The 11,155-nt window shown below is 69.6% G+C and carries 9 protein-coding genes; 3 read left to right on the forward strand and 6 right to left on the reverse strand.

The window, feature by feature from the left end; translation table 11 throughout:
* Positions 1 to 7: 7 nt before the first annotated feature.
* The 4 genes from VEIS_RS21560 to VEIS_RS21575 all read right to left on the reverse strand — a co-directional run bounded on the left by VEIS_RS21560 (position 8) and on the right by VEIS_RS21575 (position 5,177).
* Positions 8 to 763 carry an ABC transporter permease gene (locus tag VEIS_RS21560; RefSeq protein WP_011812142.1) on the reverse strand — a complete coding sequence of 252 codons (756 nt, stop codon included), beginning with the start codon at positions 761 to 763 and terminating at the stop codon, positions 8 to 10.
* Positions 760 to 1,707: an ABC transporter ATP-binding protein gene (locus VEIS_RS21565; protein WP_041951153.1), complete on the reverse strand. Its 948-nt coding sequence runs from the start codon at positions 1,705 to 1,707 to the stop codon at positions 760 to 762. Before VEIS_RS21565 ends, VEIS_RS21560 begins: the two co-directional genes overlap by 4 nt.
* 81 nt (positions 1,708 to 1,788) lie before the next feature.
* Positions 1,789 to 3,954 carry a 3-hydroxyacyl-CoA dehydrogenase NAD-binding domain-containing protein gene (locus VEIS_RS21570; RefSeq protein WP_011812144.1) on the reverse strand — a complete coding sequence of 722 codons (2,166 nt, stop codon included), beginning with the start codon at positions 3,952 to 3,954 and terminating at the stop codon, positions 1,789 to 1,791.
* A gap of 17 nt (positions 3,955 to 3,971) precedes the next feature.
* Complete coding sequence (locus VEIS_RS21575) at positions 3,972 to 5,177, reverse strand: acetyl-CoA C-acetyltransferase (protein ID WP_011812145.1); 1,206 nt, start codon at positions 5,175 to 5,177, stop codon at positions 3,972 to 3,974.
* A 308-nt stretch (positions 5,178 to 5,485) separates the two neighbouring features.
* On the opposite strand from VEIS_RS21575, the gene tsaB reads away from it, so the two are divergent.
* From tsaB to VEIS_RS30850, 3 genes are all read left to right on the forward strand, one after another.
* Complete coding sequence (tsaB, locus tag VEIS_RS21580) at positions 5,486 to 6,196, forward strand: tRNA (adenosine(37)-N6)-threonylcarbamoyltransferase complex dimerization subunit type 1 TsaB (protein ID WP_011812146.1); 711 nt, start codon at positions 5,486 to 5,488, stop codon at positions 6,194 to 6,196.
* A 21-nt stretch (positions 6,197 to 6,217) separates the two neighbouring features.
* Positions 6,218 to 6,724 carry a ribosomal protein S18-alanine N-acetyltransferase gene (gene rimI, locus VEIS_RS21585; RefSeq protein WP_083758767.1) on the forward strand — a complete coding sequence of 169 codons (507 nt, stop codon included), beginning with the start codon at positions 6,218 to 6,220 and terminating at the stop codon, positions 6,722 to 6,724.
* Positions 6,725 to 6,859: 135 nt separating this feature from the next.
* Positions 6,860 to 7,798: a uracil-DNA glycosylase family protein gene (locus VEIS_RS30850; RefSeq protein WP_041950263.1), complete on the forward strand. Its 939-nt coding sequence runs from the start codon at positions 6,860 to 6,862 to the stop codon at positions 7,796 to 7,798.
* A 190-nt stretch (positions 7,799 to 7,988) separates the two neighbouring features.
* Here the strand turns inward: VEIS_RS30850 and ligA are convergent, their stop codons facing one another.
* Both ligA and VEIS_RS21600 read right to left on the reverse strand, forming a co-directional pair.
* On the reverse strand, positions 7,989 to 10,031 hold the full coding sequence (gene ligA, locus VEIS_RS21595; RefSeq protein WP_049773994.1) for an NAD-dependent DNA ligase LigA: 2,043 nt from the start codon (positions 10,029 to 10,031) through the stop codon (positions 7,989 to 7,991).
* Positions 10,032 to 10,084: 53 nt separating this feature from the next.
* Positions 10,085 to 11,149, reverse strand: coding sequence for a cell division protein FtsZ (locus tag VEIS_RS21600; RefSeq protein WP_011812150.1), 1,065 nt, complete (start codon positions 11,147 to 11,149; stop codon positions 10,085 to 10,087).
* Positions 11,150 to 11,155: the final 6 nt, after the last annotated feature.

Here is an 11,155-nt window from a genome sequence, read left to right on the forward strand (position 1 = left end):
CGATGGGTCAGTGGCGGATTTTGTAGCCGGTGCGCAGCAACTGCATGGCCAATGCAGCCACGGCCAGCCAGGCTGCGCCGACGATGGCCAGACTGAGCCAGGGCGAAACGTCGCTCTGGCCAAAAAAGCCGTAACGAAAGCCGTCGATCATGTAGAAGAACGGGTTCAGGTGGCTGACCGTCTGCCAGAACGGCGGCAGCGACTGTATCGAATAGAACACGCCCGACAAAAAGGTCATCGGCATGATGATGAAGTTCTGGAACGCCGCCATCTGGTCGAACTTGTCCGCCCACAGGCCGGCGATCAGCCCCAGGGTGGCCAGCAGCGCCGCCCCGAGCAACGCAAAAACGATGATCCACAGCGGCGCGGCGAATTCGGGAACCGCAAACGCCAGCGTGACGATGAACACCCCCAGCCCGACCACCAGCCCGCGCACGATCGACGAGCCCACATAGGCCACGAACCAGGCCCGGTGCGACAGCGGCGTGAGCAGCAAGAACACCAGGCTGCCCATGATCTTGCTCTGGACGAGGCTCGACGAACTATTGGCAAAAGCGTTTTGCAGCACGCTCATCATCACCAGGCCGGGCACCAGGAAGGCGGTGTAGCTGATGCGCTGGTAGACCTTCACATGATCTTCGAGCACATGGCCAAAGATCAGCAGGTACAGCACGGCGGTCAGCACCGGCGCGGCCACGGTCTGGAAGCTGACCTTCCAAAAGCGCAGCACTTCCTTGCAGAAAAGGGTTTGCCAGCCGGTCATTGCGGCGCTCCCGTGCCGGCCAGGCCAGTCAGGTTGGATCGGGAGTGGCCGGCCATCACCTGCAGGAACACATCTTCCAGGTCCGGGCGGCGGATCTCCAGGTCTTGCAGCGCCACCTCCGCCAGGCGCAGCGCCGCCAGATGGCTTTCGATGTCGGCCGCATCCTGCGCGGGCAACTGCACGACGCGCCCGGTCACCCGCGCCAGGCGGGCCAGCGCCGGCGGCAACGCGATGTCGGTCTTGAATTGCAGCATGCTGCCCGAGGCCGCCGTGAGCAATTGCGAAGTGCTGTCCAACGCCACCACCTGCCCGGCCTTGAGCATGGCGATGCGGCCGCACAGGGCTTCGGCCTCTTCCAGGTAATGGGTGGTCAGCAGCACGGTATGCCCTTGCCGGTTCAGCCGGGCGATGAACTGCCACAGCGTCTGGCGCAGTTCCACATCGACGCCGGCCGTAGGCTCGTCGAGCACGATGATGGGCGGCTTGTGCACCAGGGCCTGGGCCACCAGCACGCGCCGCTTCATGCCGCCGGACAACTGCCGCATATTGGCGTCGGCCCGGTCGGCCAAGCCCAGGCTGACCAGCAGTTCGTCGATCCAGGCCTCGTTGTTCTTGACGCCAAAGTACCCCGACTGTATGCGCAGCGATTCGCGCACATTGAAGAACGGGTCGAACACCAGTTCCTGCGGCACCACGCCCAGCCGGCGCCGGGCCTCGGCGAAGTCGGCCTGCACATCCAGGCCCTGCACCAGCACCCGGCCACTGCTGGCGCGCGCCAGCCCTGCCAGAATGCTGATGAGGGTGGTTTTGCCGGCCCCGTTCGGGCCCAACAATCCGAAGAATTCGCCTTGCCCTATGTCCAGGCTGACCTGGCTCAGTGCCTGAAAAGGCCCTTTGGGCGTGGCAAAGGTTTTGGAGACGCCTTGAAATGAAACTGCGGGCATGAAGCCTGCCATTCTAAAGCCATGACCCACGGGCCGCCGCGCGCCGGTGCCCATTCGACCCGGGGCCCCGGCTGCGCCGCGTCAATACACCGGTTGGTGCCTCTCGATGACCTGCCGCAGTGGCGCATCCACCGCAAACCCGGCCCCATGCCGCTGCGCCAGTTCCTGCGCGCGGCGCAGGAAAGGCTCGATGCCGGTGCCGTAGATGAATTGCATGGCCCCGCCGGTCCAGGCCGGAAAACCGATGCCGAAGATCGAGCCGATGTTGGCGTCGGACACGCTGGTGAGCACGCCTTCGGCCAGGCAGCGCGCGGTCTCGATGGCCTGGCGGTAGAGCAGGCGGTCTTGAATCTCCGGCACGCTCCAGGCCAGGCCCGGTTTCTCGAACAAACGGCGCAACTCGGGCCAGAGCTGCTTTTTCGCGCCTGCGGGGTAGTCGTAGAAGCCGCCGCCACCGGCGCGGCCGGGGCGCCGCAGTTCCTTGACCATGCGTTCGACCAACGACTCGCCGGGCGTGGCGCTGTAGCCCGTGCCTGCGGCGGCGTGGTCGGCGCGGGTCTGCTCGAGGACATGGACGCTGAGCGTGAGCGCGGTTTCGTCGAGCAGGGCCAGCGGGCCTACCGGCAGGCCGGCTTGCAGCGCGGCGTTTTCGATCACCGGGGCGGGCAGGCCCTCGCCGAGCATGGCCGCGCCTTCCATGACCATCGTGCCGAAGGTGCGGCTGGTGTAGAAGCCGCGCGCGTCGTTGACCACGATCGGCACCTTGCCCAGGGCCTGCACATAGTCGAACGCGCGCGCCACGGTGTCGTCGTCGGTGGCCTGGCCGCGGATGATTTCGACCAGTTTCATCTTGTCCACCGGGCTGAAGAAGTGGATGCCGATGAACTTCCCGGGCCGGGCGCTGGCCTGGGCCAGGCCGGTGATCGGCAGGGTCGAGGTGTTGCTGGCGAAAAAACCGCCGGGTGCGAGCTGCGGCTCGGCCGCGCGCGTGACCTGGGCCTTGAGCGCGCGGTTCTCGAACACGGCTTCGATGATCAGTTCGCAGCCGGCCAGGTCGGCCACATCGGCCGTGGCGGTGATGCGCGCCAGCAGGGCCTGCTGTGCCTGCGGCGTCATGCGGCCCTGGCCGACGCGCGCCTGCGCGAGCCGGGCGCTGTAGGCTTTGCCGCCGTCGGCCTTTTCCAGGCTCAGGTCTTGCAAGACGGTGGCAATGCCACGGCTGGCCTGGGCCCAGGCGATGCCCGCGCCCATCATGCCGGCGCCAAGGATGCCGACCTTGGCGGGCTGGAAGCGCGGGCTGCCTGCGGGGCGCGACTTGCCGCTGCGGATCGCGTTCAGGTCGAAGAAGAAGGTGTTGATCATGTTGCGCGCCACAGGCCCGGTCATCAGCCGGGCCAGATAGCGGCTTTCGATGCGCAACGCCGTGTCGTAGTCCACCAGGGCGCCTTCGACCATCGCGGCCAGCACGGCCTCGGGCGCGGGGTGGCGGCCGCGCGTGGTCTTTTTCAACTGCGCCGGCGCCACGGCCAGCGCGTTGGCCAGCGCCGGGCTGGCGGGGCTGCCGCCGGGCATTGCGTAGTTCTTGCCGTCCCACGGTTGCGCCGACTGCGGGTGGGCGGCGATGCAGGCCAGCGCGGCGGGCAAGAGTTGCTCGGGCGTGGCCACGAGCTCATGCACCAACTGCAGTTGCAGCGCCTCGGCGGGGGACAGGAGCCGGCCTTCGAGCAGATAGGGCTGCGCGCCCATCAGGCCCAGCAGGCGCGTCATCTTGGTCACGCCGGTGGCGCCAGGCATCAGGCCGAGCGTGACCTCGGGCAGGCCCAGGCGGATGTTGGCGTCGTCCACGGCGATGCGGTAATGCGCGATCAGCGCCACTTCCCAACCGCCGCCGAGCGCGGCGCCGTTCAGGCAGGCGACGACCGGAATGCCCAGCGTCTCCAGGGTGCGGAAGTGTTTTTTCATGCGCTCGATCTCGCCAAAGGCGGCGGGCGCATCGGCCGGGGTCAGGCGCATCGTCGCCTTCAGGTCGGCCCCGGCAAAGAAGCTGGATTTGGCCGATGCCAGCACCAGGCCCTTGAGCGCGGCGCCCAGGCGATCACGGTCGGCCAGCACCAAGGCCGTGACCTGGCCCAGTTCTTCCTGCCACTGGCGGCACATGGTGTTGACACTGGAGCCGGCCTGGTCGAAGGTGATTTGCGCGACTTGGCCGCCGGCGGCGGCGATCAGTTCGTAGCGTATGGTTTGCATGTCTTTTTGTCTCCGGTTCACAGGCGTTCGACGATGGTGGCAATGCCCATGCCGCCACCCACGCACAGGGTGACCAGGCCGTAGCGTTGGCTGCGGCGGTGCAACTCGTCGATCAGGGTGCCCAGCAGCATCGCGCCGGTGGCGCCCAGCGGGTGGCCCATGGCGATCGCGCCGCCGTTCACGTTGAGCTTGTCGTGCGGCACGCCCAACTCGCGCATGAAGCGCATGGGCACGGCGGCAAAGGCTTCGTTGACCTCGAACAGGTCGATCTGCGCCAGCGTCATGCCGGCGCGCGCCAGCACCTTGCGCGTGGCCGGCATCGGGCCGGTGAGCATGATGCTGGGGTCGGCACCGCTGAGCGCCGTGGCGACGATGCGCGCGCGCGGCGTCAGGCCATGCGCCTTGGCGGCGGCCTCGTTGCCGATCAGCACGGCGGCCGCGCCATCGACGATGCCCGAGGAGTTGCCCGCGTGGTGCACATGCGCGATGCGCTCGACCTGCGGGTAGCGTTGCAGCGCCACGGCGTCGAAGCCCATGCCGCCCAGGATCTCGAACGAGGGTTTGAGCGCGGCCAGACCTTCGAGCGTGGTCTGGGGCTTGATGAATTCGTCTTCGTCCAGGATGGTCTGGCCCAGGAAGTCGCGCACCGGCACCACCGAATGCGCGAAATACCCGGCCGCGCGCGCGGCGCTGGCGCGGCGCTGCGACTCGAGCGCAAAGGCATCGACATCGGCGCGGCGCAAGCCGTCGAGCGTGGCGATCAGATCGGCGCCGATGCCCTGGGGCACGAACAGCGTGGCCAGGTTGGTCTCGGGGTCCTGCGCCCAGGCGCCGCCGTCCGAGCCTAGCGGCACGCGGCTCATGCATTCCACGCCGCCGGCCACCACCAGGTCTTCCCAGCCCGAGCGCACTTTTTGCGCGGCCAGATTCACGGCTTCCAGGCCCGATGCGCAAAAGCGGTTGATCTGCACGCCGGCGCAGCGAAAATCCCAGCCGGCCTTGAGCGCAGCCACCTTGGGCAGCACGGACCCTTGTTCGCCCACCGGCGAGACGATGCCCATGACCACATCGTCGACCGCCGCCGTATCGAAGCGCTGGCGCGCCTGCAGCGCGTGCAACAGACCCGCGAGCAGATCGATGGGTTTGACTTCGTGCAGGCGGCCGTCCTTCTTGCCCTTGCCGCGCGGGGTGCGCAGGGCGTCGAACACATAGGCTTGCGTCATCGCTTCGTCTCCTTTTGAGCCGCTATGGTACCCATACACACCGCCGCTGTCCGGCGCCCCCACCGGGACGCTGCGCTTTTCTGCGGTGCGCGCAGGCGTCGAATCAGCCGATCCGGTGCAGCGCCGGCACCGGCGGTCGTGCATCGAGGCCGGGCACCATGGCGACGGGCACCATGACGACGGGCGGCGGGCGGCGGGCGGCAACCGATCGCCGGTATCCTGTCGGGCTGGCGGCGCCCAAGCCGGGGGCCGCCAGCGCCCCTCGTCCTCGCATGCCGCCGTGCAACCCGTGCAAACACCCAGGCCCCATGAATCTGCTCGCCTTCGACACCAGCACCGACACCCTTTCCATCGCCGTGCAGCATGGCGCAGATGTCTGGCAGCACACCGGCCCCGGCGGTGCGCGGGCCTCGGTCTTGCTGATTCCGCAGGTGCTCCGCCTGATGGCGCAAGCGGGACTGTCGTTCGACAGGCTCGACGCGCTGGTCTTTGGCCGTGGCCCCGGTTCGTTCACCGGCCTGCGCACCGCCTGCGCCGTGGCCCAAGGGCTGGCGTATGGCGCACGCGGGGGCCTGGGCCTGCCCGTGCTGCCCGTGGACACCCTGCTTGCCGTGGCCGAAGAAGCGCGCCAACGATACGGCTGCACCCGGGTGGTGGCGGTGCTCGATGCGCGCATGGACGAGGTCTACCATGCGCGCTGCGAGTGGCTGCCCGGCGACGGCCGCTGGCGCGCCGAACCCGACTTCGGCCTGGGCGCGCCCGAATCCGTGCAGCCGCCCGCCGGCTGGACCGTGGCCGGCAATGCGCGCGAGCGCTATGGCCAACGGCTGGCGCCCGCCGCCTGCCATGTGCTGGCGTTGCCCACGGCCCCGGCCCTGCTGCGCCTGGCGCCCGGCGCGATCGCGGCCGGTGGCGGCGTGCCCGCCAGCGCCGCCCTGCCGCGCTATATCCGCGATAAAGTGGCGCACACCACGGCCGAACGGGCCGCCCTGCGTGCCGCCCACCAGGACGGCATATGACGATGGCGCATGGACGAAAGCATGAGCGCTCTGCCGACACCCCCTGCCAACGCCCGGCCAGCGCGCCGGCAAGCGCGTTTGGAAGTGCGCTTCGAAGCGCTCACGCTGGCCCGGCTCGATGCCGTGCTGGCCGTGGAACAGAGCGCCTACCCGAACCCCTGGACGCGCGGCAACTTCACCGACGCCATCGCCTCGGGCTACCAGGCCCAGGTGCTGATGGCAGGCGAGCATCTGCTGGGCTACTTCGTGGCCATGATGGGGGTCGACGAGGTGCATCTGCTGAACATCACCGTCGCCCCCGCATTCCAGCGCCAGGGCTGGGCCCGGGTGCTGCTCGACGCGCTGACCCTGTGGGCGCGCAGACGCGGCGCGCAGTGGCTCTGGCTGGAGGTGCGCGTGAGCAACCTGCGCGCCCAGCATGTCTACCAGGCACAAGGGTTTCGCTGCGTCGGCGAGCGCAAGCGCTACTACCCGGCAGCCCAGGGCGGCTGGCGCGAGGATGCGATGATCATGAGTCTGGCCCTGTGATCTGCCTGTGATCCGCCTGTGTTCCGCCTTCGATCCGCCCTGGCTCCTTCTTCGACCCTCCCTCGTCCCGACCCCCATCCGCCCGAGCGCCACCCTCCTTCGCACCACCGTTCGCACCACCATTTGCCCGTCCGTATGAGCCTTCACCTCGATGCGCGACAGCGCGCCATGCTGCAAGAAATGGGGATCACCGTCTGGGACCCGCCGCAAGTAGCTGCGGCTGCGCCCGCGACCGTCGCCGCAACCGCTGCTGCATCCGCGCCGGCGCCGGCGCAGCCCCCCGCAGCCGCCACGCCGGTGGCGGAACGCCCCCGCGCCGGGCGCAGGACTTCCCCGGCGCCGGCACGGCACGGCGACGCAGCGGCCCCGCCTGCGGCAGGTGCCACCCCCGTGGCACTGACCTTCGGGGCACTGAAACTGCACGCCGCGCAAGCGCTCTACCCCGCTGCGGACCCGGCACAAACGCCTGCCGGCCTGGGCAGCGGCTGGCTGATCGTGGCCGAAAGCCTGACGCCCGCCGAACCCCTGGGCGGTGCTGCCGGACGGCTGCTGGACAACATGCTGCGCGCCATGCAATTGCACCGGCACCCGCGCGTGTTCCTGGCGGCGCTGGAGCGCCCGGGGCCTGGCCAGCCAGTGTCGCGTCACCGATCAGATGTCGTAGGCTGCGCGCAGCCATCGGAGCGCAGCGCAAGGCACATCGCGCAGCCCATACCGAGCGTATTGGCAAGCGATGCAACGCCGCGATGCGCTTCGATGGCCAGCGCAGACCGACAGATGATCGGTGACGCGACACTGGCTAGCGCCGACATCCCGGCCGCCCTGGCCGACACCGTGGCAGCGCTGCAGCCGGCGCTGGTGCTGGTACTGGGCCATGTGGCGGCGCGCGCGGCGCTGGGCTGCACCGAGCCGCTGGGGCGCTTGCGCGCCGGGCCGCACCAGTTGGCGGCTTGCCCGGCAGTGGTGAGCTACGACCCGGCCTTCCTGCTGCGCTCGCCGGACACCAAGGCCGCCGCCTGGGCCGACCTGTGCCGCGCCCTGGCCATGGTGCGCAACGCTGGCGCAGCGCGCTGACGCTTCAGGCGCCGTCTCTGCCACGCCGTCTCTGCCACGCCGTTTCTGCATCCGCACCTGATCGAAGGCTGCGGCGCCCCCATGGCTTTGCCCGGGCTGGCACGGCACATCCGCATCCTGCGCGGGTGCTCCGGCAAGCCGGCGGACGGCTGCGCTGCGGGCTTTGCCGGCGCGAACGCGCCGTGGCGCTTCACTCGCCGGCCAGCAAGGCCAGCATGCCGGCCTCGTCCAGCACGGGGATGCCCAGTTCCCGGGCCTTGGCCAGTTTGCTGCCGGCTTCGGCGCCGGCGATCAGGTAGCTGGTTTTTTTGCTGACCGAGCCGGTGACTTTGGCGCCGGCGGCTTCGAGCAGGTCGCGCGCGGCGTCGCGGCCCAGGGTGGGCAAGGTGCCGGTCAGAACCACGCTCTTGCCGGCCAGCCGTTGGGCGGGGCGCTCGGGGGGCGCGCCTTCGGGCCAGCGCAGGCCGCAGGCGCGTAGCTGCGCCACCACTTCGCGGTTGTGCGGCTGCTGGAAGAAGCAGTGCAGGCTTTGCGCGACCACCGGGCCGATGTCGCTGACTTGCAGCAGTTGCTCGACGCTGGCGTTCATGATGGCGTCGAGCGTGCCGAAGTGGCGCGCCAGGTCTTTGGCCGTGGCTTCGCCGACATGGCGCAGCCCCAGGCCGAACAGGAAGCGCGGCAAGGTGGTTTGCCGCGATTTTTCCAGTGCGTCGAGCAGGTTTTGCGCCGATTTTTCGGCCATGCGATCGAGCGCGCTGAGGGCGACCAGGTCCAGCCGGTACAGGTCGGGCAGGCCGCGCACCAGTTCGGCGTCGACCAGTTGGTCTACCAGTTTGTCGCCCAGCCCTTCGATGTCCAGCGCGCGGCGCGCGGCAAAGTGCAACAGGGCTTCTTTGCGCTGGGCGGCGCAGAACAGGCCGCCGGTGCAGCGGTGGTTGGCCTCGCCTTTTTCGCGCACCACGGCGCTGCCGCAGACGGGGCAGTGGGCGGGCATGCGGAAGTTGGCGACGTAGGCCGACCGCTGGCCGGGCAGCACGCCGACCACCTCGGGGATGACGTCGCCGGCCCGCCGCACGGTCACGGTGTCGCCCACGCGCACCTGTTTTTTGCGGATCTCGAACAGGTTGTGCAAGGTGGCGTTGGTCACCGTGACCCCGCCGACGAATACCGGCGCGAGCCGGGCCACGGGGGTGAGTTTGCCGGTGCGGCCGACTTGCAGTTCTATGCCTTCGACGCGCGTGGGCATCTCTTGCGCCGGGTATTTGTGCGCCACGGCCCAGCGCGGTTCGCGGGTTTTGAAGCCCAGGTCGCGTTGCAGTTGCAGCGCGTTGACTTTGTAGACCACGCCGTCGATGTCGTAGGGCAGCGCGTCGCGGCGGGCGCCGATCTGCTCATGCAATGCCGCCAGTTGGCTTGCTCCATGCGCGATGCCGACCTGCTCTGCGACCGGGAAGCCCCAGGATTTGAGGGTTTGCAGCAGCGCGTAGTGGGTGCGCCATGCCGGGCCGCCTTCGCCCGGCGCGGTGACGGCGCCCAGGCCGTAGGCAAAAAAGCGCAGCGGGCGCTGGGCGGTGATGTTGGCGTCGAGCTGGCGCACTGCGCCGGCCGCGGCGTTGCGCGGGTTGACAAAGGTTTTGCCGCTTTGCGCGCGCTGGCGCTGGTTGAGCGCGTCGAAGTCGGCGCGGCGCATGTAGACCTCGCCGCGCACTTCCAGCAGCGCAGGGGCGTCGTCGGGCAGGCCCAGCGGTATCTGCCGGATGGTGCGGATGTTGTGCGTCACGTCTTCGCCGATCTCGCCATCGCCACGGGTGGCGGCCTGCACCAGGCGGCGGTTTTCGTAGCGCAGGCCCATCGCCAGGCCGTCGAACTTGGGTTCGACCACGTATTCGATGGCCGGGTCGGCGTCGGTCAGTCCCAGTTCGCGCCGCACGCGGGCGTCGAAGGCTTGCGCGCCGCCGGCCCCGGTGTCGGTTTCGGTCTGGATGCTGAGCATGGGCAGCGCGTGGCGCACCGGGGTCAGTCCTTGCAGCACCGCGCCCTGCACGCGCCGGGTCGGCGAGTCCGGGGTGATCAGCGCCGGGTGGGCGGCCTCCAGGGCCTGCAGGGCCTGGAATGCGCGGTCGTATTCGGCATCGGGCACGCTGGGCGCGTCCAGCACATGGTATTGGTGGGCCCAGTGAACCAGTTGCTCGCGCAGTGCGCGGATCCTGGCGTCCGCCTGCGCGGGGTCCATCTGCGCCGGGTCCGGGCAATGATCCAGGGGGTCGGCCACGGGCGCCTCCGGTGTCAACTGAACAGGCGCCGGGCCAGTGCCGAGCCGGCGGACAGATCGCGCCCGTCGAGTTGGTCGTACAGCCGCTCCAGGTCGGCGGCGATAGGCTCCATGGCCATTGCCGGCAGCGGCTGGCCATGCTGGTCGCACAGTGCGCCGTCCATGGCTTCGCACAGCGCGGCGGCCACGTCGCGCAGGCGTGCAAAGGCTTGTTCGGTGCGGTCGATCTGGGCCACGTCCAGGCCCAGGCTGATGTCGCGCAGGGCGGACTGGTCGGGGTCGTCGGCCAGCGCGGCCTGGGTGTCATAGCTGAGCGTGAGCATGGGCGGCGCGCCCGGCTGGCTGGCGGGCAGCACCAGCCGGCCCGGCATGGCGCCGGGCACGAAGCCCAGGCGCGCGGCGTTTTGCTGCACGTAGCCGGGGCTCCAGGCGGCTTCGCGCGCGCGCAGCATGAAGGTCAGTTGCGCGTCATGCTCGCTGGCGAATTGGTCGAGTTCGCGCGCGCGCGCCACTTCGTGCAGCATGTCGGGAAAGTCGGGCGCGGCGTTGATGGCGTCGGCAAAGGCTTGGGTCTTGACCACGAATTCCGAGAATTCGATTTCGTTGAGCGCGCCCATGCGGTTGGTCAACTGCACCCCGGCCTGAAAGCTCTGGTAGCGCTGGCCGGGCGCCGGGGTCTCCCATTGCTGCGTGGTTTGGTTCAGGCCCTCGATGGCAAAGGGCTTGCTGCCTGCGCGGCGTGTCGGCGGCAGCGCGGCCAGCGCGGCCGCGCCCGAGACCGGGTGCTCGGGCTGTAGCGGCGCGATCACGTCGATCAACGGGTCGAGCCCGTAGCGGCGCTCCGGGGGCAAGGCCGGCACGGGCCATTGCCGGGCCGCTTGGGCATCGGCGGCAGGGTCATCCAGGGGGTCGGCAGGCGGCATGGCGCCGGCGGCGAAGCCGGGTTCGCGGCGCCCGCCGTGCGCCTCGTCCTGCGCGCGCCGGGGGGTGTGGCGGCGCGTGGTCCAGGCGTTGTAGGCCACGATCAGGGCCAGCACCAGGGCGCCGAGGATGCTCAGACTCAGTTGCAATGTGCTCATCGCAGG

The sequence above is a fragment of the Verminephrobacter eiseniae EF01-2 genome (assembly GCF_000015565.1).
Lineage (GTDB): Bacteria > Pseudomonadota > Gammaproteobacteria > Burkholderiales > Burkholderiaceae_C > Acidovorax > Acidovorax eiseniae.